Source organism: Streptomyces sp. NBC_00310, from assembly GCF_036208085.1.
In the GTDB taxonomy this organism is placed as follows: domain Bacteria; phylum Actinomycetota; class Actinomycetes; order Streptomycetales; family Streptomycetaceae; genus Streptomyces.
In genome coordinates this window covers 3,114,505-3,137,962 of record NZ_CP130714.1, presented here as the reverse complement: position 1 = coordinate 3,137,962, position 23,458 = coordinate 3,114,505, and the positions used below count along the sequence as shown (strand labels likewise).

The 23,458-nt window shown below is 71.2% G+C and carries 24 protein-coding genes and 1 riboswitch; of the genes, 12 read left to right on the top strand and 12 right to left on the bottom strand.

Going from position 1 to position 23,458, the window contains the following annotated elements; genetic code table 11:
* Window positions 1-147 precede the first annotated feature (147 nt).
* Window positions 148-903, top strand: coding sequence for an endonuclease/exonuclease/phosphatase family protein (locus tag OG202_RS13815; protein WP_327730137.1), 756 nt, complete (start codon window positions 148-150; stop codon window positions 901-903).
* Here the strand turns inward: OG202_RS13815 and OG202_RS13810 are convergent.
* The 4 genes from OG202_RS13810 to OG202_RS13795 form a co-directional block, all read right to left on the bottom strand.
* On the bottom strand, window positions 900-1,976 hold the full coding sequence (locus OG202_RS13810) for a CU044_5270 family protein (protein ID WP_328222812.1): 1,077 nt from the start codon (window positions 1,974-1,976) through the stop codon (window positions 900-902). The genes OG202_RS13815 and OG202_RS13810 overlap by 4 nt on opposite strands.
* Window positions 1,969-2,592 (bottom strand): RNA polymerase sigma factor, encoded by a 624-nt coding sequence (locus OG202_RS13805; protein ID WP_327730139.1) that lies wholly within the window; start codon window positions 2,590-2,592, stop codon window positions 1,969-1,971. Before OG202_RS13805 ends, OG202_RS13810 begins: the two co-directional genes overlap by 8 nt.
* Window positions 2,593-2,849: 257 nt before the next feature.
* Entirely contained in the window at window positions 2,850-3,566 is a 717-nt protein-coding gene (locus OG202_RS13800) for a hypothetical protein (protein WP_443052243.1), read from the bottom strand.
* Complete coding sequence (locus tag OG202_RS13795) at window positions 3,559-4,452, bottom strand: alpha/beta hydrolase (RefSeq protein WP_326583405.1); 894 nt, start codon at window positions 4,450-4,452, stop codon at window positions 3,559-3,561. Before OG202_RS13795 ends, OG202_RS13800 begins: the two co-directional genes overlap by 8 nt.
* A gap of 244 nt (window positions 4,453-4,696) precedes the next feature.
* Between OG202_RS13795 and OG202_RS13790 the strand changes: the two genes are divergently transcribed.
* The 4 genes from OG202_RS13790 to OG202_RS13775 all read left to right on the top strand — a co-directional run bounded on the left by OG202_RS13790 (window position 4,697) and on the right by OG202_RS13775 (window position 8,892).
* The gene (locus OG202_RS13790) at window positions 4,697-5,542 is read left to right on the top strand and encodes a lysophospholipid acyltransferase family protein (RefSeq protein WP_328222810.1); all 846 of its coding nucleotides are present in this window, start codon (window positions 4,697-4,699) and stop codon (window positions 5,540-5,542) included.
* 187 nt (window positions 5,543-5,729) lie between these two features.
* Entirely contained in the window at window positions 5,730-6,971 is a 1,242-nt protein-coding gene (macS, locus tag OG202_RS13785) for a MacS family sensor histidine kinase (protein WP_328222809.1), read from the top strand.
* Between the two features lie 80 nt (window positions 6,972-7,051).
* On the top strand, window positions 7,052-7,699 hold the full coding sequence (locus OG202_RS13780; RefSeq protein ID WP_326585864.1) for a response regulator transcription factor: 648 nt from the start codon (window positions 7,052-7,054) through the stop codon (window positions 7,697-7,699).
* 164 nt (window positions 7,700-7,863) lie between these two features.
* Window positions 7,864-8,892 carry a 6-phosphofructokinase gene (locus OG202_RS13775; RefSeq protein ID WP_326583408.1) on the top strand — a complete coding sequence of 343 codons (1,029 nt, stop codon included), beginning with the start codon at window positions 7,864-7,866 and terminating at the stop codon, window positions 8,890-8,892.
* Window positions 8,893-9,087: 195 nt separating this feature from the next.
* On the opposite strand, the gene OG202_RS13770 is transcribed toward OG202_RS13775, so the two are convergent.
* Window positions 9,088-11,004, bottom strand: coding sequence for an anthranilate synthase family protein (locus tag OG202_RS13770; protein ID WP_328222808.1), 1,917 nt, complete (start codon window positions 11,002-11,004; stop codon window positions 9,088-9,090).
* A 118-nt stretch (window positions 11,005-11,122) separates the two neighbouring features.
* Entirely contained in the window at window positions 11,123-11,179 is a 57-nt protein-coding gene (locus OG202_RS46495) for a trp operon leader peptide (RefSeq protein WP_076973970.1), read from the bottom strand.
* Between the two features lie 125 nt (window positions 11,180-11,304).
* Here OG202_RS46495 and OG202_RS13765 point away from each other — a divergent pair, with 125 nt between their 5' ends.
* From OG202_RS13765 to OG202_RS13750, 4 genes are all read left to right on the top strand, one after another.
* Entirely contained in the window at window positions 11,305-12,180 is an 876-nt protein-coding gene (locus OG202_RS13765) for a hypothetical protein (RefSeq protein ID WP_327730142.1), read from the top strand.
* Between the two features lie 141 nt (window positions 12,181-12,321).
* On the top strand, window positions 12,322-12,879 hold the full coding sequence (locus tag OG202_RS13760; RefSeq protein ID WP_327730143.1) for a hypothetical protein: 558 nt from the start codon (window positions 12,322-12,324) through the stop codon (window positions 12,877-12,879).
* 123 nt (window positions 12,880-13,002) lie between these two features.
* Window positions 13,003-14,352, top strand: a complete 1,350-nt coding sequence (locus OG202_RS13755; RefSeq protein ID WP_326583412.1) for a class II 3-deoxy-7-phosphoheptulonate synthase — start codon at window positions 13,003-13,005, stop codon at window positions 14,350-14,352.
* Window positions 14,353-14,501: 149 nt separating this feature from the next.
* Window positions 14,502-14,744: a (2Fe-2S)-binding protein gene (locus tag OG202_RS13750; protein ID WP_326583413.1), complete on the top strand. Its 243-nt coding sequence runs from the start codon at window positions 14,502-14,504 to the stop codon at window positions 14,742-14,744.
* A 46-nt stretch (window positions 14,745-14,790) separates the two neighbouring features.
* Here the strand turns inward: OG202_RS13750 and bfr are convergent, their stop codons facing one another.
* The gene (bfr, locus tag OG202_RS13745; RefSeq protein WP_326583414.1) at window positions 14,791-15,270 is read right to left on the bottom strand and encodes a bacterioferritin; all 480 of its coding nucleotides are present in this window, start codon (window positions 15,268-15,270) and stop codon (window positions 14,791-14,793) included.
* 175 nt (window positions 15,271-15,445) lie between these two features.
* Between bfr and OG202_RS13740 the strand changes: the two genes are divergently transcribed.
* Entirely contained in the window at window positions 15,446-16,093 is a 648-nt protein-coding gene (locus OG202_RS13740) for a sulfite oxidase-like oxidoreductase (RefSeq protein WP_326583415.1), read from the top strand.
* 42 nt (window positions 16,094-16,135) lie between these two features.
* On the opposite strand, the gene OG202_RS13735 is transcribed toward OG202_RS13740, so the two are convergent.
* The 5 genes from OG202_RS13735 to thiO form a co-directional block, all read right to left on the bottom strand.
* Window positions 16,136-17,026: a deoxyribonuclease IV gene (locus OG202_RS13735; protein ID WP_326583416.1), complete on the bottom strand. Its 891-nt coding sequence runs from the start codon at window positions 17,024-17,026 to the stop codon at window positions 16,136-16,138.
* Between the two features lie 297 nt (window positions 17,027-17,323).
* A complete protein-coding gene (gene pknB / locus OG202_RS13730) occupies window positions 17,324-19,240 on the bottom strand; it encodes a Stk1 family PASTA domain-containing Ser/Thr kinase (RefSeq protein WP_328222807.1) in 1,917 nt (638 codons plus the stop codon).
* Between the two features lie 163 nt (window positions 19,241-19,403).
* Window positions 19,404-20,198 (bottom strand): thiazole synthase, encoded by a 795-nt coding sequence (locus tag OG202_RS13725; protein WP_328222806.1) that lies wholly within the window; start codon window positions 20,196-20,198, stop codon window positions 19,404-19,406.
* A gap of 4 nt (window positions 20,199-20,202) precedes the next feature.
* Window positions 20,203-20,421, bottom strand: a complete 219-nt coding sequence (gene thiS, locus OG202_RS13720; RefSeq protein WP_326583419.1) for a sulfur carrier protein ThiS — start codon at window positions 20,419-20,421, stop codon at window positions 20,203-20,205.
* On the bottom strand, window positions 20,418-21,593 hold the full coding sequence (gene thiO / locus OG202_RS13715) for a glycine oxidase ThiO (protein ID WP_327730147.1): 1,176 nt from the start codon (window positions 21,591-21,593) through the stop codon (window positions 20,418-20,420). Before thiO ends, thiS begins: the two co-directional genes overlap by 4 nt.
* A riboswitch (TPP riboswitch) is annotated at window positions 21,591-21,702 on the bottom strand. It overlaps the preceding gene by 3 nt.
* 52 nt (window positions 21,703-21,754) lie before the next feature.
* Between thiO and OG202_RS13710 the strand changes: the two genes are divergently transcribed.
* Together OG202_RS13710 and OG202_RS13705 are read left to right on the top strand one after the other, a co-directional pair.
* Entirely contained in the window at window positions 21,755-22,138 is a 384-nt protein-coding gene (locus tag OG202_RS13710) for a hypothetical protein (RefSeq protein WP_328222805.1), read from the top strand.
* Window positions 22,139-22,170: 32 nt separating this feature from the next.
* Window positions 22,171-23,397, top strand: a complete 1,227-nt coding sequence (locus OG202_RS13705) for an NAD(P)/FAD-dependent oxidoreductase (RefSeq protein ID WP_327730148.1) — start codon at window positions 22,171-22,173, stop codon at window positions 23,395-23,397.
* Window positions 23,398-23,458 lie beyond the last annotated feature (61 nt).

Sequence of the window (23,458 nt, the reverse complement as noted above, 5' to 3'; positions counted from 1 at the left end):
ACACCGGTCGACGTCCCCGCGCCCCGTTCTCAGGGGCGCGGGGCTGCGTCGACATGCGGCTCCGCCGCGTGGGCGCGGACAACCACGACGCACCGGCAGTCGCAAACGGACAAATGCACCCGGGTTCTTAGGCGTATCTTGATCCGTATGGCGATGAACCCGCTGCCCAACTCCCGCACGAACCCCGACGGTTCGGCAACGATCCGCGTCCTCAGCTACAACATCCGCTCCATGCGGGACGACACGGACGCCCTCGCCCGAGTGATCACCGCCTGCGCCCCCGACCTGGTCCTCGTCCAGGAAGCCCCCCGTTTCTTCCGCTGGCGCAAGAAACTCGCCAGGCTCGCCGCGGCCTCCCACCTGGTCACCCTCTCCGGCGGCGCCACCGCCTCCGGCCCGGCCCTGCTGTGCGGCCTGCGCGCCACGGTCGAGCACACCGAGGACGTGCTCCTGCCGCTCACCCCCGGCCTGCACCGACGCGGCTTCGCCACCGCGGTGGTCCGCTTCGGCCGCGCCCGGCTCGGTGTCCTGTCCTGCCACCTCTCCCTGCACAAGGACGAGCGGTACGAACAGGGTGGCCTGCTCCTCGACCACCTGGCCGGCCTGGGCGTGACGCACGCGGTCGCGGGCGGCGACCTCAACGAACGCCCGGACGGCCGCACGTTCCGCCGCCTGGCCGGTGAACTCCAGGACTGCTGGACCACCACCCCCTGGGGCGGCGAGTACAGCTCCACCCCCACCGACCCCCACCAGCGGATCGACGCGATCCTGGCCACCCCCGGCATCGAGGTACTCGGCTGCGGTGTCCCCCTCGACCACCCCGGCATCACCGAGGACGACCTGAGGGCGGCCACGGACCACCTGCCGGTCCTGGCCGCCCTCAGAGTGCCCGCGGAGTCCTAGCCCGCCGAGTCCTGGCCCGCCGCGGACGGGTGCTGCTTGACCTTGTCGACGATCGCCCAGCTGTCCAGGTACGAGAGCTGGGTGTACCGCTTGATGCCCTTACCGTCGCCCGAGGTGCGCTCGTCACGGAAGCCGAGGAACGCGTACGTCACCGGGTCGAAGATGAAGTAGCTGTCGTAGCCCGGCGCCCCCTCGGGACGGGTGGGGTCGTCGTACGTGATGGCCACGCCGACCCGGCCCTTCGCGTCCTTCTGGTTCGGCAGCGCCTTGACACCCGGCACCATCCCGAGCGCCTCGTAGGCCGCGGGGCGCAGCCCCTCGGGCATCACCGGGACCAGCTTGAGCAGCCCGGCGAGGCTGAAGTGGATGTGCGACCACTCCTGGTCGGTGATCTTGTCCAGCGAGGTGTTCTTCGCATCGGGCGCGAAACCCACGTTCTGGAGCGCGAGAATCAGCTGATCCGGGTCGGTCGGGAGCTTCTGCAGCGTGCCCCAGTCCTTCGGTGGCCAGCTGGTCTGGTTCTCCTCGTTCGGTGGCGCCCACCACCCCTTGCCGATCTCCATGATCCAGGACCGCTGGGAGCCGTCCACGGAGCGCCAGATCTCGTCGACGTGGGTCTTCGTCTTCCCCGTCTTCTGGTTGGTCTCCTTGATGATCTCCTTGGTGTAGATGAACTGGTCGTCCCGAGGACTGACGACCTTGTCGTTCTTCCGCGCGTACGAGGCCGCTCCGTTGAGCACGGTCCGCGCGCTGACGTTCCGCATGTGCGGCAGGTTCTTCACCGGCGGCGTAGCGGTCCCGTCCCGGCCGTCGTCGTTCTGCACGGTGACCAGGACACCGGCCGTGACCGCGGCGGCGACCACACCGGCCAGGGCGATACGCAGGACCGGGCGACGGCGGACCGGGCGATCGGGCCCGATCGTCCTGCGAGCCGCCCGGTCCGCACCGGGTGCGGTGATCGTGGCGAGCAGGCGGGCGCGCCCCCGCCGTCGGGTCTCGTCGTCCAGCGGGGGAGCGCCCGCGTCGAAGTCGGCCAGGTCCCGCAGGTCCCGCAGCTCGTCGATGTCACGCATGGGCGTCTGCCTCTCGGAAAGCGGTCGGATCGGATCCGCCCAGTGCTTCGCGCAATCTGCCGCGAGCCCGGTTCAGCCGGGATCTGATCGTGCCGACGGGCACGTCGAGGGCCTGGGCCGCCTCCTCGTAGTCGAGGCCGGCCCAGGCCACCAGCAGCACCACGTCGCGGTGCCGGGCGGACAGCCCGGCCAGCGCGGCCGCCAGCTCCCGGCGCACCCCCGTGGCACCGGCCCTGGCGACCGCCCGGTCAGCGACCGGCTCCTCGTGCTCCACCGGCTCCGGCAGCCGGGCCAGCGCCTTGAAGCGGCGCGCCTCGGCCCGGCGGTGCCGGCCCACGAGGTTGGTGGCGATACCGAACAGCCAGGGGCGGGCGTCGGGCCGCCCCGGCTCGTACGTGTGCCGCCGCTGGAAGGCGGTGACGAAGGTCTCCGCCATCAGATCCTCCGCCGCCTCGGGACCCAGCCGCCGTGCCGCGTAACGGTGCACGGCGTCGGCATGCCGGTCGTAGAGGACGGCGAACAGTTCGGGCTCGTCCCGGGACCGCTCGATCACGCGGGCATCACTCTCCTCGCGATCCCTGTCGCGGGTGCCGACGCCCGGTGGTCCGACGGTCATCGGGGCTCCTCTCGTTCGTCTGAACGCCTCGAAGGCTTGGGCACGTTCGGGTCGTGCACCCGTACTTCTCGTGCACCCGTACTTCGCCGTTCACCGGAATCGAGTTCCATTCCGCCGTACGCGGCCGGCGTGACGCCACGCCACGCCACGCCATGCCATGCCACTCGACTCGACTCGACTCGGCTCGGCGCGACGCAAGGGCGAGGGCCCGCCCGGAACGTTCCCGGGCGGGCCCTCGTACGGCTGCGGTGGTGGGGTCAGACGACCGCGCCGCGGCCCGGGTCGTCGTCCTCGTCGTCGCCGTTCATCCGCATCACCAGCGTGGCGAAGCCGCCGAGGAAGCCGCCGATGCCGAGGGTGGTGAGCCACCAGGTCATCTCCCACCGGAGCAGGACGGCGAGCAGCAGCAGGACGGGACCGCCGACCACTCCCAGCCAGGCGAACTTGGCGGTCGTGTCCGCCTCCGGCAGCGGGGGCGGCTCGGGCGGCACGAAGTGGCCCTCGTCGTCCTCGTCGTCGGAGTCCCCGTCCTCCTTGTCCGGGTCCTCGCCGACCGGATCGGGCACGCTGTAGTCGCGGGGACCCGAGCCGATGCCGGGTGCGAACGCGACCGAGCTGCCCAGCGGCCTGGGGGCCGCGGGGCCGGCGGCGGCATCGGGGGCCTTGTCCGCGGAGTCCTCCGGCTCGGCCTCCAGCAGAGCCAGGTCCTCCACCGACTTGAACGGCTTGGCGCCCGGCGGGTCCGGCGGCTCCGTGCCGAACCCGGCGACGATGGCCCGCCACGCGGCGTCCTCGTCGAACGGCACGTGCTGCTCCTCGCCCACGTGCTGCTCCTCGCCCGCGGACTCGCCGGACGAGGAGCCTGTGGAGCTGCCCGAGGAGCCGCCCGGGGAGTCGCCCCGCGAGTCGCCGTGGCGCTCGCCGAGGGGCGCTCCCTTCTCCTCCGGCTCACGCTCGGAGTCGTGCTCAGCCACCAGTGGCCGTCCCTTCCCTCTGCCCCAAGGATCCCGGACCGATCTGCTCCGCGGACCCCGAATCAGACTGCTGTACGGATTCCGCGTCGGACTCCTTCACGTGTGCCGCCCCGGACTCCGTCACGTGTTCCGCACCGGGCCCCGTCACGAGCCGGGTGACGAACGCGTGGCTCTCCTCGAAGATCCGGTCCGCGTCGTGGTCCAACGTCGCGACATGGTGGCTCTGTTCCAGCAGGATCTCCGTGACGTCCGTCGACGACACCCGGCCGAGGACGCGCTCGGAGTCGACGGGCGGCACCACATGGTCCCGCGGGCTGTGGAGCAGCAGCAACGGCTGGGTGACCTGGGGCAGTTCACCGTCGACGAGACGGAGGAAGTTACGCAGCGAGTGCGCCGCGTGCAGCGGCACATGGCTGTACCCCAGCTCCTCGACTCCCTCCTTCGCGATGTCGCTGGTGATCCCCTTGGTGGTGGGGACGAAGTGCCGGAGCAGGGGGAGGGCGTGCGCGGCCGGGCCGTGCACCTTGTTCGCCGGGTTGACGACCATCACGCCGGCGACCGCGTCCCCGTGCTTCGCGGCCAGCCGCAGCGCCAGCGCGCCGCCCATGGACAGCCCCGCCACGAAGACGTGCGCACAGCGCTCGCGCAGGGTCCGCAGCTCGCGGTCCACCTCCGCGTACCAGTCCTGCCAGCCCGTCGGGCGCAGGTCCTCCCAGCGGGTGCCGTGTCCCGGCAGCAGGGGCAGCGCGACGGTCAGTCCGCGCGCGGCGAGATACTCCGCCCAGGGGCGCAGCGACTGCGGGGACCCGGTGAAACCGTGGCAGAGGAGGACTCCGACCTCCCCGCCCTCGTGGTGATACGGCTCGGCTCCAGGAAGGACCGGCACGGTTCGGTCTCCTGTTCATGAGGAAGGTGTGAATGAGTCTGGATGTACTTCACCGTACGCGACCGCACTGACACCGACCAGGGGCTTCGCGCGGTGGAGGGCGGGTGAAGAAGCCGGTGGGGGGACGGGTGCGGACCGTGCGGGGCGCCCGACACCGGTCGGACCTGTCGGACTCTCCCTCGGGCATCCGGGTTAAGGTCTCATCCACGGATCACAGAGAGGCACTCGGTTGTTGTACGGCGCGATGAAGGTCGCTATCGGGGGACCGCTCAAGGTCACCTTCAGGCCCTGGGTGGAGGGCCTGGAGAACATTCCGGCCGAGGGCGCCGCGATCCTCGCGAGCAACCACCTCTCCTTCTCGGACTCGTTCTTCCTGCCCGCGGTCCTCGACCGCAAGGTCACGTTCATCGCGAAGGCCGAGTACTTCACCACCCCCGGCCTCAAGGGCAAGCTGACGGCCGCCTTCTTCAAGGGCGTCGGCCAGCTCCCCGTGGACCGTTCAGGCGCGCGGGGAGCGGGTGAGGCCGCCATCAGGAGCGGCATACAGGTCATCGAGAGCGGTGAGCTCTTCGGCATCTACCCCGAGGGCACCCGCTCGCCCGACGGCCGGCTCTACCGTGGCAAACCCGGCGGCCTCGCCCGCGTGGCCCTCGCCACCGGCGCGCCCGTCATCCCCGTCGCCATGATCGACACGGAGAAGATCCAGCCTCCGGGCAAGGTCCTGCCGAAGGTCATGCGCCCCGGCATCCGGATCGGCAAGCCCCTCGACTTCAGCCGCTACCAGGGCATGGAGCACGACCGCTTCGTCCTGCGGGCGCTGACCGACGAGGTCATGTACGAGATCATGAAGCTCTCCGGCCAGGAGTACGTCGACATCTACGCGACCGCCGCCAAGCGGCAGATCACGGACGCGGCCAAGGCCGAGAAGGAGGCCGACAAGGCCGCCAAGGCCGCCCTCGCCAAGGCCGAGAAGGAACGGACGGCCAAGGAGCAGACGGTCAGGGAACAGAAGGCACAGGCGGCCAAGGAACAGGCGGCCAAGGAGCAGGCGGAGGACACCCGAGCGGACAGGGACCGCCCGGCTTCGTAACGGCCGCTTTCCCGGGTACGGTCACGTTGCCGGAGGCGTCTGCCGGGGGCTGTCGGGGGTGTCTGTCGGGGGTGCCTGGTGGCGAGTGCGCCGAAGGGGCGCGCGGGCCCGCGGGTCGAGCAGGATCACCGCACGACACAGGCTTCGGCGCCCCGGAGGCGGCCCGGGCCGAAAAACAGGGGGGGACATGCCGAAGCTTGAGCGGGTCATGACGATGTCGGTCGAGCAGCCGTTGTGGCGTGCCCTCACCGGCTACCGGGTTCTGACGATGATCTACGCGGTCGGCCTCTTCGTCAGCGCGTACGACAAGTTCGAGCGCCCCTGGTTGGCCGTCGCCTACTTCGCGGTGCTGGCCGGCTGGACGCTGGTGACCCTGCCCAAGGTCGCGGGCGCGGCCAGCTGCACCAAGCGGTTCCTCGCCGCCGACCTCACCATCGCGATCGTCGGCATCCTGCTCACCCGGCTCGCCGACTCGACCGCGCGGGTGGAGGCCGGAGGCCCCACGCTGCCGTCGATATGGACCGCCGGCGCCGTCCTCGCCTTCGCCATCAAGGGCGGCTGGCGCTGGGCCGCGTTCGCCTCCACGCTCGTCGCCGTCGCCAACCTGATCCACCGGGGCGCCCCCACCCGGGACACCATCCACAACGTGCTGCTGGTCTGGGTCGCCTCCATCGCCATCGGTTACGTCGTCGAGGTCGCCCGCGCCTCCGAGCGCACCCTCGCCCGCGCCCTGGAGATCGAGGCCGCCACCCGCGAACGGGAACGCCTCGCCCGGGACATCCACGACGGCGTCCTCCAGGTCCTCGCCATGGTCCAGCGGCGCGGCACCGCCCTGGGCGGCGAGGCCGCCGAGCTGGGCCGGATGGCGGGCGAGCAGGAGGTCGCCCTGCGCACCCTGGTCTCCGGTGGCCTGGTCCCCGTCTCCCGCGTCTCGGAGGACGCGGCCCAGGGAGCGCTCGTACGGGCGGTGGACGAACCGGACGCGGCGGACGACGGGGGCCCCGTGGACCTGCGCGCCCTCCTCGCCCCGTACGCCGGCGCGCTGGTCACCTTCTCCGAGCCCGGCGGCCCGGTCCCGCTCGTCCCGCAGGCCGCCCGCGAGCTGGCGGCGGCCGTGGGGGCCGCCCTGGACAATGTGCGCGAGCACGCGGGAGACGGGGCCCGGGCCTGGATCCTGGTCGAGGACTGGCCGGACGAGATCATCGTGACCGTACGGGACGACGGCCCCGGCATCCCCGAGGGCCGGCTCGCCCAGGCCGAGGGCGAGGGCCGGCTCGGGGTGGCCCTCTCCATCCGGGGACGGCTGCGCGACATCGGCGGCACGGCCGAACTGATCTCGGTGCCGGGACAGGGCACGGAAGTCGAACTGAAGGTACCCAGGGCCGCGGAAGGGCCGGAGGGCGTACGGGGGAAGGCGGAGAAGCGGTGACGGAGAGCGTGGAGAGTGTGGAGAACGGCGGACCGGCGGACGGACGGGCGCAGCCCGGCGGAAGCGGACCGATCAAGGTCATGGTGGTCGACGACCACCCCATGTGGCGCGACGCCGTCGCCCGCGACCTGGCCGAGTCCGGCTTCGACGTGGTCGCCACGGCGGGCGACGGCGAGCAGGCGGTGCGGCGCGCCCACGCCGCCGCACCGGACGTCCTCGTACTGGACCTGAACCTGCCCGCGAAGCCGGGGGTGCAGGTCTGCAAGGAACTGGTCGGCGCGAACCCGGCGTTGCGGGTGCTGGTCCTGTCGGCGAGCGGTGAGCACGCGGACGTCCTGGAGGCGGTGAAGTCCGGCGCGACCGGCTATCTGCTGAAGTCCGCCTCGACCGAGGAGCTGATCGACGCCGTACGCCGCACGGCGGTCGGCGACCCCGTCTTCACCCCCGGCCTCGCCGGCCTGGTCCTCGGCGAGTACCGCCGTCTCGCCTCCGAGCCCGTCCCCGCGCCGGGCGTCGACGAGCCTAAGGCGCCGCAACTCACCGACCGCGAGACCGAGGTGCTCCGGCTCGTCGCCAAGGGCCTGAGCTACAAGCAGATCGCCGAACGCCTCGTCATCTCGCACCGCACGGTCCAGAACCACGTCCAGAACACCCTCGGCAAGCTCCAGCTGCACAACCGGGTGGAACTGGTCCGCTATGCCATAGAGCGCGGTCTCGACGACGAGTAAACGTGATGAACCACCCCATAGAGTGAAGGGAGTTTGATCAACTCCGGTCAACTCCCCCTCAATCGGCCGCAATTCGCCGGAATTGACCTCCCGTGCATGCCGAAGTGACCTGGATCACTATTAGCGTGGCCCTCACCAGGCAACCTCGGCGAAGGGACATTTCCATGCGCGTCGGAGTACTGACCGGAGGCGGCGACTGCCCCGGGCTCAACGCCGTCATCCGGGGCGTCGTCCGCAAGGGCGTGCAGGAGTACGGCTACGACTTCGTCGGCTTCCGGGACGGCTGGCGGGGTCCGCTCGAGAACGACACCGTCCGCCTCGACATCCCCGCCGTGCGCGGCATCCTGCCCCGCGGCGGCACCATCCTCGGCTCCTCGCGCACCAACCCGCTCAAGCAGGAGAACGGCATCCGCCGTATCAAGGACAACCTCGCCAAGCAGGAGGTCGAGGCGCTCATCGCCATCGGCGGCGAGGACACGCTCGGTGTGGCCGCGCGCCTGTCGGACGAGTACGGCGTGCCGTGCGTGGGCGTCCCGAAGACCATCGACAACGACCTCTCCGCCACGGACTACACCTTCGGCTTCGACACGGCGGTGGGCATCGCCACGGAGGCCATCGACCGCCTGCACACCACCGCCGAGTCCCACATGCGCGTCCTGGTGGTGGAGGTGATGGGACGTCACGCCGGCTGGATCGCCATCCACTCCGGCCTGGCCGGCGGCGCCAACGTCATCCTCATCCCCGAGCAGCGCTTCGACGTCGACAAGGTGTGCGCCTGGGTGACGTCCCGCTTCAAGGCCTCGTACGCGCCGATCGTGGTCGTCGCGGAGGGCGCCATGCCGAAGGACGGCGAGATGGTCCTCAAGGACGGCTCACTCGACTCCTTCGGGCACGTCCGCCTCTCCGGCGTGGGCGAGTGGCTGGCCAAGGAGATCGAGAGGCGTACGGGCAAGGAAGCCCGTACGACCGTCCTAGGTCACGTCCAGCGCGGCGGCACCCCCTCCGCGTTCGACCGCTGGCTCGCCACCCGCTTCGGCCTCCACGCCATCGACGCCGTCCACGACCGCGACTTCGGCAAGATGGTCGCCCTGCGCGGCACCGACATCATCCGCGTCCCCATCGCCGACGCGACGGCGAGGCTGAAGACGGTGGATCCCAAGCTCTACGAGGAGGTCGGCGTCTTCTTCGGCTGAGGCTGAGGCTGACGCGGGAGGGGGGTGGGGGCGCGGGTTAGTGGTCGCTCGCGCAGTTCCCCGCGCCCCTTTGGGGGCGCGGGGAACTGCGCGAGAAGCCCCACCCACCCGCACCCGAACAACCCACCCGAGCGGGGTCGAAGGGGCGGCAGCCCCTGGGGATGGGACGGGCAGGGGCGGCGGGGGCGAGGAACCCTAGAGCGCGCGCAGGGACTGAACCCCCGCCACCAACTCACGCACCACGGACACCCCGTCCAACGTCAGCACGGACTCCGGATGGAACTGCACCCCCGCGATCCCGGGCCCGCGCAGCGCGTGCACCTCCCCGCCCCCACTACGACTGACCTCCACCCCCTGCGCCGCCAACCCCACGGCCGCCTCGTCGTCGCAGTACGCCACGAAGCTGTTGTAGAACCCCACGGTCTCCACCCGCCCGAACAGATCGATCCCGGTCTGCGCCCCCTGGTACGGCACCTCCTTCCGCACGATCCGCAGCCCCAGCTCCGCCGCGATCAGCTCATGCCCGAGACACACCCCGAGCACCCCGTACCGATGCCCCCGCAAGAGCTCGGCGGTCAGCGACCGCAGGAAGCGCATCTTGGGATCCCCGGCATCCCCCGGATCCCCGGGACCGGGCCCCAGCACCACCACCCCGGCGTGAGCGAGCGCAGCGTCCCGCAGCCCCGGCTCGTCGTACCGCCGCACCGTCACCTCCAGCCCCGACGACCGCAGCAGATGCGCGAGCATCGCGGTGAACGTGTCCTCGGCGTCCACGACGAGCGCATGTCCCGCCAACTCGGCCGTCCGCTCCTGCATCCGGAGCCAGAACGGTGCCAACGACCCCCGCCGCCCGTCCAGCGCGGCCCGCACCCGGGGGTCCTCCGCCAGCCCCGGCCGCACCCGCTCCCGCCCCGGCCGTCCGGGCCGTACCCCCAGCGCGGCCAGCACCCCCGCCGCCTTGGCGTGCGTCTCGGCGACCTCGTTCGCCGGATCCGACCCCCGGACGAGCGTGGCGCCCACCGGCACCTTCAGCCGCCCGTCCGCCGTGATGTCGGCGGTGCGGATCAGAATCGGCGAGTCCAGGGTCTGCGCGCCGCCGGAATCCCGTCCCACCAGCGCCAACGCCCCGGCGTAATACCCGCGCCCACCCACCTCGTGCCGCTCGATCACGCGGCACGCGTTCTGCACCGGCGACCCGGTGACCGTCGCGGCGAACATCGTCTCCTTCAGCACCTCCCGCACATCCAGCGAGGACCGCCCGCGCAGTTCGTACTCGGTGTGCGCGAGGTGCGCCATCTCCTTCAGCCGGGGCCCGACCACGACCCCGCCCATGTCGCCGACCGTGCACATCATCTTGAGCTCCTCGTCGACGACCATCGAGAGCTCCTCGATCTCCTTCCCGTCGGCGAGGAAGGCCAGCAGGTCCTCCGGCGTCGGTCCCCCGGCCGGGTAGCGGTACGTCCCGCTGATCGGGTTCATCACGACCGTCCCGCCGGACATCCGGACGTGCACCTCGGGGCTGGCGCCGACGAGCGTGCGCCCGCCCGTCTCCCGCCGCCGCCCTTCCAAGGAAGGCCCTTCGGGCCCTTTCTCATTTCCGGTGTGCACGACGAACGTCCAGTACGCGCCCCGCTCGCCCTCCAGCAGCCGCCGGAACAGCGCGAGCGCGTCGGCGCGGCCGAAGCCCGGGACCGTGCCCTCGTAGGTCCGCCGGATCACGAAGTTCGCGCCCTCGCCCCGCCCGATCTCCTCGCGCAGCACCCGGCCGACGATCTCCGCGTACTCCTCGTCGTCCACGTCGAAGCCGCCGCCCTCGACCCGGACGTCATGCGCGGGCAGCTCCGCGAGGACCCGGTCCAGCGGCAGTTCGTACGACTCCTCCGGCACCAGCACCGACAGGGGCGTCCCGTCGTCGCGGACGTCGAAGCCGCGTTCGCGGATCTGGCGGAAGGGGATGAGCGCCAGCCCCTCGTCGGGGATGTCGGCGAGCCGCTCGTACGTGGTCACCGGGCCGATCAGCAGCTCCACCGTGTCGTGGTCGTGGAGACCGGGCGTGCGGCGGCGCAGCAGGGCGAACGGGCGATCGTCGGACAGGAGCCGGGTCAGGTCCATGGGTTCCTCTTCCCTGGGGGATCACGGTCATCGCGGTGATCGGGGAGGAACGGCCGGGCCCTGGAAACACCGAAGGCCGCCCCTCGGGCGGCCTTCGCGAAGTCTTGCGTACGCGCAGTCAGTGGGCCGCCGGATGAGCGGTCCACCACCAGTTCTGGATCGAGTGCGCGAACATGCGCCGCACCCTACCGGACAAGCTCCGGGAACTCACGTGATCGACACCCCACGGTCGGCCTATGATCACATCTGCTTTCGTTTTTGACATGTTCTAGTCCATTTGTGGATCACTGAAGGGTGAGTGTGTCACTCCTCTCGAGAACGCGGCCCCTGGCCCTCTTCGCGGCGACGGCCGCCCTCCTCGCCGGGCTGACCGGACAGCCCGCCGCGGCCGCCGACGAGCCGACCATGACCCGGCTGACGCTCGACGGCGACCTGTTCAGGATGACGGACACGAACTCCGTGACGGCCGCGACCACCCTCGCCGGCAGACTGGCGGACGCCGACCTCACCGACGTCGTCACCACCGAGTACCCGACGGACTCGACCGGGGCGGCCGACCCCGGCATGCGCCTGGGCTCCATGCGCGCCTGCGCCGGCGACGAGACCAAGGCGCTGCCGCCGGTGGACCGGAAGATCTCCTGGTGCTGGTCGTCGGAGCTCGGTGACGACACCACACCCCGCTGGTGGCCCCAGGGCATGAGCAGCACCGGCGTCGCCGACGGAGCCGACGGGGCCATCCAGGGCAAAAGTGTCACGGCGGTCGCCTGGCACTACAAGACGTTCAGGACCGACGCGGCCGGCACGCTCGAGGCCAACGACAAGTGCCGGACCAACAACCTGCTCAGGCTCTCCTTCATCGACCGCGACACCCTCAAGTACCGCCACGTCCTGCTCGCCGAGCCGACGTCGGGCGGCCAGAACTTCAAGTACGTCACCGGTCACGGCGGCGGCGTCGTCTGGTACGCCAACCACCTCTACTATCGAACACTTGTTCAGGGCTCCACCCTTCAGGGTGGAGGTGTAGGGCATCCTGAGCCCAGCGGGCCGGAGGGCCGCAGCGGCATTGCTAAAGTCGCCTTGTCCGACAACGTAGTTGGCGGACCTACCGCCGGACTGGCGGGACGTCAAGCCTGTGGAGACCTTGTCAGACCACCCTCGGGTGGCAGGGGCCGATGAAGCAGGAACCCGAGGGAGCACCGCGCAGCGGTGCTGACCCGAATCGCCTACGTTCACGCAGGCGAGGATGTCAATCCTGGCTCTCCCTCGACAAGGCCGGCGGCAGCCAGGACAAGCTGGTCGGCGACGAGTGGTACGGCGGTGCTCCGGGCGCCCGGAGCACCGCCGTACCACTCGTCGCCGACCAGCGCCTCGACCTATCCGGGCCTGCTGAACATGTCCGGCGGCAGGACCGTGATCCAGGACGCCTACGCGGCGACCCGCTATGTCGGCCTCCAGGGCGGCATGACCTGGACCGACGACAGCGGACTGCTGAACTTCGCCTTCCACAAGGGCTGCGCCCTTCAGCCCGCCGTGTTCTCCCGCACCTGGGTGGGCGACACGCGCGCCCCGACGGCCTGCAACGTCACCGTCGGCGGTGCCCTCCACGCCGACGGCAACTGGGCGGTCGGCACCCCGCAGGCCCTGAGCCACTGGCCCAGGCTCGGCACGGCGCGGGTGGACGAGCTGTGGGGGCTCACGGAACACCTCTGCGCCGGCACGGCCCTGCGGGCGAGCTTCCCGTACGAGTTCGAGGCCGTGGAGGAGGCCGACCAGCGCAGAAACGCCTGCGACGGCTACGCGGGCGAGGCCGGTCTCTCCCTGCGCACGGTCTTCGCCGTCGGCTTCACCGACCCGGCGGTGATGGATCTGCACTGACGTGGGCCACCACGTGACCGGCACACGCCGGCCGCCCACGAACCCCGCTCCGATCGAGCGGGGTTCGTCTCACTTGATGAGCAGGGGGATGGACGCCCGACATGACCCCGTAATGTGGACGTCGTGACCGTGAACGCTAAGTCCAGCGCGAGCGCTGGCAACACCTGGCGAGACCTGCCCGCGGCGCAGCAGCCCGAGTACCCCGACACCGAGGCTCTGCGCGCAGTCGTTGCGGAGCTCGAGTCGTATCCGCCGCTCGTCTTCGCGGGCGAGTGCGACCAGCTGCGCGCCCGGATGGCGTCCGTCGCCAAGGGAGAGGCGTTCCTCCTCCAGGGCGGCGACTGCGCCGAGGCCTTCGACGCCGTGTCGGCCGACCACATCCGCAACAAGCTGAAGACGCTGCTCCAGATGGGCGCGGTCCTCACGTACGCGGCCTCCGTGCCGGTCGTGAAGGTCGGCCGTATCGCCGGGCAGTACTCCAAGCCCCGCTCCAAGGGCACCGAGACCCGCGACGGCGTGACCCTGCCGACGTACCGCGGCGACTCGGTCAACGGCTTCGACTTCAACGAGGCCGCCCGGATCCCGGACCCCGAGCGCCTGAAGCGGATGTACAACGCCTCCGCCTCCACGCTCAACCTGGTCCGCGCCTTCACCACCGGCGGTTACGCCGACCTGCGCCAGGTGCACGCCTGGAACCAGGACTTCGTGAAGTCGTCCCCGTCCGGCCAGCGCTACGAGCAGCTCGCCCGCGAGATCGACAACGCGCTGAACTTCATGCACGCCTGCGGGGCCGACCCGGAGGAGTTCCGCACCGTCGAGTTCTTCTCCTCGCACGAGGCGCTGCTGCTCGACTACGAGTCGGCGCTGACCCGCGTGGACTCGCGCACGGGCCGGCTGTACGACGTCTCCGCGCACATGGTGTGGATCGGTGAGCGCACCCGCCAGCTGGACCACGCGCACATCGAGTTCGCGTCGAAGATCCGCAACCCGATCGGGATCAAGCTCGGCCCGACGACCACGGCCGAGGAGGCGCTGCAGTACATCGAGCGCCTCGACCCGGACCGCGAGCCGGGCCGCCTCACCTTCATCGTGCGCATGGGCGCGGACAAGGTCCGCGACAAGCTGCCCGAGCTGGTCGAGAAGGTCACCGCCTCGGGTGCGACCGTCGCGTGGATCACCGACCCGATGCACGGCAACACCTACGAGGCGGCCTCCGGCCACAAGACCCGCCGCTTCGACGACGTGCTCGACGAGGTCAAGGGCTTCTTCGAGGTCCACAAGGGCCTCGGCACCCACCCGGGCGGCATCCACGTGGAGCTCACCGGTGACGACGTCACCGAGTGCGTGGGCGGCGGCGACGAGATCTTCGTCGACGACCTGCACCAGCGTTACGAGACCGCCTGCGACCCCCGGCTCAACCGCAGCCAGTCCCTGGACCTGGCGTTCCTGGTGGCGGAGCTGTACCGGGACTAGCGACGCCGTGACAGCGCAGTGGAGTGGGGCCCGGATCACATACGATCCGGGCCCCACTCCACTGTTGCGGTTCCGGCCCGCCGGGTAAGGTTAGGTTAGCCTCACCGATCATCGGGATGGCGACGCCACGTTATCGATCCCGGCGGGAGGTGAACCGCGTGTTCGTCTGTAGTTGCTTCGGCGTCACCGAGCAGCAGGTCAAGAAGCACGCGGCGGACGGTGCCTGCACTCCTCGCCAGATCGCCTCCGCCTGCAAGGCGGGCACGGACTGCGGCTCATGCGTCCGCCGGATCCAGGCGATCCTCGGCAGGGGCGCGTGCCCGCGCCGTGAGCCGGTCGACCAGGGACAGTCGGTGCTCTCCGACTTCGACGAACTCGAGGAAGCCGCGTAGCCCTCGGCGACCCGGCCGTAACCGACCGTACCCGGTTCTCCGGGGCTCAGCTCTCCGGCTGCTCGATCAGCTGCGCGATGTAGAGCGCCTCGCCGAGCTTCTCCAGCAGTTCCAGCTGGGTGTCGAGGTAGTCGATGTGGTGCTCCTCGTCCGCGAGGATCGACTCGAAGATGTTCGCGGAGGTCACGTCACCCTTGGCGCGCATCACCTCGATGCCGCGCTTGAGGCGGTCGATCGCCTCGACCTCGACCTGCCGGTCGGCCTCGAACATCTCCTTGACCGTCTGGCCCACCCGGACGTGGAACAGCCGCTGGTAGTTCGGCAGCCCGTCCAGGAACAGGATCCGGTCGGTGAGCACCTCCGCGTGCTTCATCTCGTCGAACGACTCGTGACGCGTGTACTTCGCGAGCTTCGTCCAGCCGAAGTTCTCCTGCATCTTCGCGTGCAGGAAGTACTGGTTGATCGCGGTGAGCTCCGCGGTCAGCTGCTCGTTGAGGAATTCGATGACCTCGGGGTCGCCCTGCATCGCGGAAGCTCCTTACCAAGCGGGGAATGAGGAGGTTGCGCCGCGATGATTGCACCGCTGCCGAAGATCGTCCAGTAAGTGCAAGCTTAGTAAGTAAGTGCAGCCTTAGTTCCAAATGTCCGAGTCGGGTCGACCCTGGTCATGTGCACCACCCGAGGTCTGTCAGGATGGAGTCATGGGTCAGCCGGTGGGACGCGAATCAGGAGATCGCGCATCTGAGAACGCGGCGCCGTCGCAGCTTCCGCCGGGACAGCGGCTCCAGCGCGGCTGGCCGGTCACGCATTACGGGCCCGTCCCCAAGTTCCGTCCCGAGCGCTGGGACTTCCGGGTCTTCGGCGCCACCGCCGACGGCGAGAAGTACTCCTGGACCCACGACGAGTTCACCGCTCTGCCGTACGCCTCGGTCGTGGCCGATCTGCACTGCGTGACGAAGTTCAGCATGGTCGGCGCGGAATGGGGTGGCATTCCGGCCCGTACGATCCTGGAAGCCGCGCCGCCCGCCGCCGAGGTCACCCATGTGATGGTGTGGGCGGAGTACGGCTTCAGCTCCAATCTCCGCCTCGCCGACTTCGCGGACGACCGCGCGATCTTCGCCACGCACAAGGACGGCGAACTCCTCACCGCCGAACACGGCTTCCCCCTCCGCCTCGTCGTCCCCCACCTGTACGCCTGGAAGGGCCCGAAATGGGTCCGCGGCATCGAGTACATGACCGCCGACCGCCGCGGCTTCTGGGAGGAACGCGGCTACCACAACATCGGCGACCCCTGGCAGGAACAGCGCTACTCCTACCAGGAGGAGCCGGGCGACGGGCCCGAGCTCTGATCCCGCTCGGTCGGCCCACCCGCTGATCCGGCGTCGGCGGCGTCAGCCGTCCCTGAGCTTCTTCAGGCGTTCCACGTCCGCGGCGTGGCCCTCCTTGCCGCCCGGTGTCTCGATGATCAGGGGAACGCCCGCGGTCGCGGGGTGGGTCATCAGGGCGCGGAACGGGTCCTCGCCGATGTGACCGGACCCGATGTTCTCGTGGCGGTCCTTGTGGGCGCCGACCACGTCCTTGGAGTCGTTGGCGTGGATCAGCTTCAGCCGGCCCTCGCCGACGGTGTCCACCAGCAGGTCCAGCGTCCGGTGCATCCCGCTGGGCCCGGTCAGGTCGTGCCCCGCCGCGAAGATGTGGCAGGTGTCCAGGCAGACGCCGAGCTTCGGGTGGGCGTCCAGCGCCTCGAAGTACGGCCCGAAGTCCCAGGTGCGTGAACAGAGGGAGGCCCCCTGGCCCGCCGTGGACTCCAGGAGCAGATACGGGTCGTCGTCGTGGGTCAACTCGTCCAGCAGCGGCAGCAGATACTCGCGCACCTGCTTCAGCGCCACCGACCGGTCCCGTCCGCCGGTCGCGCTTCCCGTGTGCACGACCACCCCGAGCGCGCCGATCTCCCGGCCCCGGCGCAGCGAGTGCCGCATCGACTCCACGGACTTCTCCGCCGTCGCCTCGGTGTGCGACCCGAAGTTGATCAGGTACGGCGCGTGCACGTACGCGGGGATCGACTCCTCGGCACAGGCGGCCCGGAACTCCTCGTCCTGCCGGGGATTCCCGGCAGGCGTCGCCCAGCCGCGCGGATTGGCGACGAAGACCTGAACCGTCTCGGCCTTCAGATCACGGGCGTACGTCAGCCCGACGGAGTTCAGACCACCGGCGACGGGGACATGACCGCCGACGGGGTTGCGGGACGGGCCGGGGAGGTCGGGCGACTGCTGAGTGCTCACGGCACCAAGGGTGTCATGCGGCCGGGGGCATTCGACCGGCGGCTTCGACAGCCGCCGCCCGGCACCCCCGCCTCTGACGACTCCCGCCCTTGACGGCTCTCGCCTCTGACGACTCCCGCCCTTGACGGCTCTCGCCTCTGACGACTCCCGCCCTTGACGGCTCACACCTCTGCAACTCCCGCCCCTGACGGCTCACACCTCTGCAACTCCCGCCCGGCCGACCGTGGTCGGCCGGGCCGACAGCCTGCCCCGGTCCGCCGGTCCGCCGGTCCGCCGGTCCCGAACGGCCGGCTTCCGTCAGCGGATCTCGATCGTGATCTTCGAGCCCTTGGCCGCGGTGTCGCCGCCGCCCACCGACTGGCTCCTGACCTCGTCGCCGAAGAGCCCGAGCAGGCCCCGGTCCTCCTCGACCTCGAAGCCGGCGGCCCGCAGTTTCCGGGTCGCCTCGTCGACGCTGTCGCCCACGACGTCCGGGACCTCGACCATGACGGGCCCCTTGGAGATCGTGAGGGTGACGGTGTCGCCCGTGCCGACCTGCTTGCCCGCGCCCGGCGACTGCTCGGCCACGAGCCCCTTCTCGAACTCGGAGTTGACCTGCTTCGAGGCGATCTTCACCTTGAGGCCCGCCTCCTCCAGCTCGGCCCTGGCGTCCTCGACCGAGGCGCCGGACAGCTCGGGCACCTCCACCGGGGCGCCCCGGCTGACCACGATCCTGACGGCCGAGCCCGAGGAGACCTCGGTGCCGGAGCCCGGCTGGGTGCTGATCACCTGGCCCCGGATGACCTCGTCGCTGAACTCCCGTGTCACCAGGCCCGGTTCGAGCCCGGCGCCGTTCAGCCGGGTCTTCGCGAGGTCCAGCCGGTAGCCCTTCAGATCGGGCACCTTCACGGTCTCCGGGCCCTTGGAGAGCGTCACCGTCACCGTCTCGTTGTCCCGGATCCGCTCCCCGGGCGCCGGGTCGGTGCTGATCACTCTGCCGCGCTTGACGGTGTCACTGAACGCCTGCTTGACCTCGACCTCCAGGCCGGCGCCTTCGAGCCGCTTCGTCGCGTCCGCCCGGCTCTGCTGCAGCACGGCCGGGACCTGCGTGAACTGGCCGGAGTTGATGTACCAGACACCCCCGCCCACACCGAGGACGAGCAGCACGGCCACGACGACCGCCCACAGCCCACGCCGGGGCGCGGGGGAGTTGCGGGTGCGCCGGGGCGGCGGCGGAGGCGACGCGAACCGGCTCGTACGGTTCAGCTGGTCGGGGTCCGTGGCCACCGACCGCGACACGGACAGCGAGCGCGGGATCACGCTGGTCCGGTCCTCGGCGCTGTCGTGGCCGTCGGCCGTCGCCTGCGGCGGCACCGCGTCCAGCTGCTCGCCGCTCAGCCCGGCCCGAGCCTCCAGTGTCTGCGCGAGCAGCGCTACGGCGTCGTACGGCCGCAGCTCCGGATTGCGGGCGGTCGCCGACGCGACCAGCTCGTCCAGCTGGTACGCCAGCCCCGGTACGAGGGCCGACGGCGGCGGCACGTCGTCGTGCAGCGCGTGGTAGAGCACCTGCGCGGGGGAGTCCCCGGAGTGCGGCTTGCCGCCGGTGAGCATCTCGTAGAGCATCACGCCGCACGCGTACACGTCGACGCGGGTGTCGGTCGTGCCGTGCTCCAACTGCTCGGGGGCGAGGTAGGAGACGGTGCCGAGGACGGTGCCGGTGGTGCTGGTGACGGTGTCCACGGCCCGTACGAGCCCGAAGTCGGCGACCTTGACCCGGCCGTCGTCCCCTATCAGCACGTTCTCCGGCTTCATGTCCCGGTGCACGAACCCGGCGCGGTGCGCGGCGCCCAGCGCGGCGAGCACCGGCTCCAGGATGTCCAGCGCCGCCCGGGGCTGCAGCGCCCCGCGCTCGCGCAGCACGTCACGGAGGGTGCAGCCGGCGACGTACTCCATCGCGAGGTAGACGTACGAGCCGTCGGTGCCCTGGTCGTAGACCCCCACCACGTTCGGGTGGGACAGCCGTGCCACCGACTTGGCCTCACGGATGAACCGCTCGACGAACGTCCGGTCCGCGGCCAGCGTCGGATGCATCACCTTGAGCGCGAGCACGCGGTCGAGGCGGGTGTCCACGGTCCTGTAGACCGTGGCCATCCCGCCGACCGCGATCCGCGCCTCGACTCGATACCGGCCGTCGAGCACATGGCCGACAAGCGGGTCCTGAAGGGTCGTGTCCACGCAGGTGAGTGTACGAGCCGCCGCTGACGGGCCCCTAAGGTTCCGTGGCACGCGAGACGTACTGCAGCAGAGCTGTGACCGAGATCGGAGGGCTGTGACAGGCGGGTGTTCGGCCGAGCTCGTTCGGTTGTTCGAGTGAGAGTGGAGTGGCGTGAGGTTCGCCTCAGAACGCCGGGCGCTCCGGATCCAGCCGCGCCAGTCCCTCGCCCGGTGACGACGCCTCCGCGAAGTGGCGGCGGGGGATGCGGCCCGCGCGGTGGGCCAGCCGACCCGCCTCCACCGCGTGCCGCATGCCCTCGGCCATGAGGACCGGTTCCTGGGCCCGGGTCACGGCGGAGGCGAGCATGACACCGGCGCACCCCAGCTCCATCGCGAGCGCCACGTCCGACGCCGTACCGGCGCCCGCGTCGAGGATCACCGGCACCCGCGCGTGCTCGACGATCAGCTGGAAGTTGTGCGGGTTGCGGATGCCGAGCCCGGACCCGATGGGCGACCCGAGCGGCATGATCGCGGCGCAGCCCACGTCCTCCAGTTTCCGCGCGAGGACGGGATCGTCGTTCGTGTACGGCAGCACGGTGAAACCGTCGTCGACGAGCGTCTCGGCGGCGTCGAGCAGCTCGATCGGATCGGGCAGCAGCGTGCGCTCGTCGGCGATGACCTCCAGCTTGACCAGGGACGTACCCAGCGCCTCGCGTGCGAGGCGGGCCGTCAGCACGGCCTCGCCCGCGGTGAAGCAGCCGGCCGTGTTGGGCAGGACCCGGATGCCGAGCCTGTCGAGCACCGACAGGACCGAGCCGTGCACGGACGCGTTCACGCGACGCATCGCCACCGTCGTCAGTTCCGTGCCGGAGGCCACCAGAGCGCGCTCCAGGACGTCCAGGCTGGGCGCGCCGCCCGTGCCCATGATCAGGCGGGACGAGTAGGTCGTGCCGCCGAGGACGAAGGGGTCGTCTGCCATGGGATCAGCCTCCTTGGACGGCGGTGAGGACCTCGACACGGTCCCCCTCGCAGAGGGCGGTGGTCGTCCACCGCGCGCGCGGGACGACGGTTTCGTTGAGCGCGGCGGCGACACCGGCGGGGGACGCGGTCAGCGTCCGCACGAGCGCGTCGAGGGCCGTGCCGGGAGTGATCTGCCGCCGCTCCCCGTTGACGAGGACGGTCAGCGTCCCGGTGGTGTTCATACGGGCTGCTCCAGGAGTTCGCGGGCCGCGCCGGCGCGGAACCGCAGCGGCGTGAAGTCACGGGCCTCCTCCGGCAGTTCACCGGTGGTCAGCACATGGGCCAGGACGTCACCGGTCACCGGGGTGAGGAGCACCCCGTTGCGGTAGTGGCCGGTGGCGAGGAGCAGGCCGTCGAGCCCGGTCGGGCCGAGGAGGGGCGCGTTGTCGGGGGAGGCGGGGCGCAGGCCCGCGCGGGTCTCGGTGAGCGGGAGTTCGGTGATCCCGGGGACGAGTTCATGGGCGTCCCGCAGCAGTTCGTACACCCCGCCGGCGGTCACCGTGGTGTCCCAGCCCTGCTCCTCGCTGGTCGCGCCGACGACGAGTTCGCCGTTCTCGCGGGGCACCAGGTAGACGTGACTGCCACGCACCACGGCCCGCACGGTACGGCTCAGGAAGGGCGCGTACGGCTTCGGCACGGTCAGCCGCAGCACCTGCCCCTTCACCGGCCGCACCGGCGGCAGCACCTCCTCCGGGACCCCGGCGAGCCGCCCGCTGAGGCTGCCCGCGGCGAGGACGACCTGCCCGGCCGCCACCTGGTCACCGTCGCCGGTCCGGACCCCGGCGGCCCGCTCCCGCACCACCGACAGCTCGTCGGCCCAGGCCCGGTGGAACACCACCCCGGCGCGCACGCAGGCCGCGACGAGGGCCCCGGAGAGCCGCCTCGGGTCGATCTGGTGGTCCCCGTCGACCCGCAGTCCGCCGCGCACGCCCGGCGCGAGCATCGGCTCCAGACGGCGGCACTCACGTCCGCTCAGCCACTCCGACTCCAGGCCCGACCGGCGCTGCAGGGCGTGCAGTTCGCGCAGATGGGCGCGGTCGTCGGCGTCGAGCGCGACCGCGAGCGTGCCGGAGCGGCGGTAACCGAGGTCGAGGCCGGTCTCCTCCGTCAGCTCGGCCGCGAAGTCCGGGTAGCGGCGCGCGGACTCCAGGTTGAGCCCCAGCAGTGTCTGCTCGCCGTAGTGCAGTTCGGTGACCGCGGCGAGCATCCCGGCCGCCACCCGGGCCGCCCCGCCGCCGGGCTCGGGATCGACCACGGCCGTGGCGAACCCGCGCTGCGCGGCCCGCCACGCCGTGACGAGCCCGATGATTCCGCCCCCCACGACGAGGACGTCTGACGTGTGCGTACGCGACATGGGCGTCCAGCCCCTCCCTTCGCCGGCATGACCCGGATCAGGTTCGTACGGTCGGAGGCCGCCAGCCTCCCTCTCAGCCCGGTGCGTCCGGGCTCCCGCGAGTGCTCTACGGTGGCCCACCCTAGCCCTCGCCGATCGTCCCAGTAAGGGAGCCTCCGCTCATGCCCCGCTCGCTCGACGGTCTCGTCCTCGCCCACGTCGCGGACCAAGCCCCAGGTCAGGTGGGCACCCGCACCCGGTTCGCGTACCACGAGAAGGACGGCGAGATCTGGGCCGAGTACGCGGGCGGCGACGTCGTACGCGGTCACCTCGTGGGCACGCGCGCGGGGGACCGGCTGGACTTCCGGTACGTGCAGCTGAAGACCGACGGGGCCACCGCGTCCGGGCACTGTGTGTCCCAGGTCTCCGAGCTCCCCGACGGGCGGGTCCGCCTGGAGGAGACCTGGGAGTGGGAGTCGCGACCGGGCAGCGGGACGAGCGTGGTGGAGCAGGTCGACGAGACCGTGGGGCGGCTCACGGAAAGCGACCGCCGACCCACCCGCTGACTGACCGAACGTCAGTTGTCTATGGTGATCAGGTGAGCGAGCAGACGCAGCAAAGGGGCGGGTCGGCGCGGCGCGTGGTCGTCGTGGGCGCGGGCATGGCCGGTGTGCAGACCGCGGTCGCCCTGCGCGAACAGGGCTTCACCGGCGACGTGACACTGATCGGCGCCGAGCCGCACCAGCCGTACGACCGGCCGCCGCTCTCCAAGGCCGTGCTGCTCGGCAAGGCCGAGGGCTCCGCCTTCGACGTCGACTTCGAGGCGCTCGGCATCGAACTCCGGCTGGGCCGCGAGGTGTCGGGCCTGCGCCCCGCCGACCACGAACTCGACACGGCCGCCGGGCCCGTCCCGTACGACCTCCTCGTCCTCGCGACCGGCGCGGAACCGATCCGGCTGCCGGGCGCCGAGGGAGTGCCCGGGGTGCATCTCCTGCGGACCCTGGACGACGCCGAGCGGCTGCGGCCCGTACTGGCCCGGCAGCACGACATCGTGGTCGTGGGCGCGGGCTGGATCGGCGCCGAGTTCGCCACGGCCGCGCGCGAGGCGGGCTGCGCGGTGACGGTCGTCGAGGCGGCCGACCGCCCGCTCGCGGGCGCCCTGCCGGCGGAGGTGGCCGCGCCGATGGCCGCCTGGTACGCCGACAGCGGGACCACGCTGCGCACCCACGCGCGCGTGGAGCGCGTCGAGCCCGGGACGGTCGTCCTGGACGACGGCACCCGGGTGCCGGCCGGCGCGGTCGTCGTGGGGATCGGCGCCCGCCCGGCGACGGTCTGGCTGAAGGGCTCGGGCATCGAGCTCGGCGCACACGGCGAGGTGGTGGCCGACGACCACCTGCGCACCTCCGCGCCGGACGTCTACGCGGTCGGCGACTGCGCCTCCTTCCCCTCGGCCAGGTACGGCCGTCGCCTCCTCGTCCACCATTGGGACAACGCCCTCCAGGGCCCTCGCACGGTCGCCGCGAACATCGTCGGCGAGACCCCCGAGCCCTACGACCCCGTCCCCTACTTCTGGTCCGAACAGTTCGGCCGCTTCGTCCAGTACGCGGGCGACCATGCCTCCGCCGACACCATGGTCCGGCGCGGCGACCCCACCGGCACCGCCTGGTCGGTGTGCTGGCTCCGCGAGCGCCGGCTGGTCGGCCTGCTCGCCGTGGGCCGGCCCCGCGACCTAGCTCAGGGCCGCCGCCTGATCGAGGCGGGCACCCCGATGGACCCGGAGCTGCTGGAGGACCCGGCCAGGCCCCTGAAGGCGGCGACGGCGTAGCGCAGGCGTTTTTCACCGCCGCCCGGCGTACTCCCCACCCCCCTGTCGGCCCCCGTCGGAG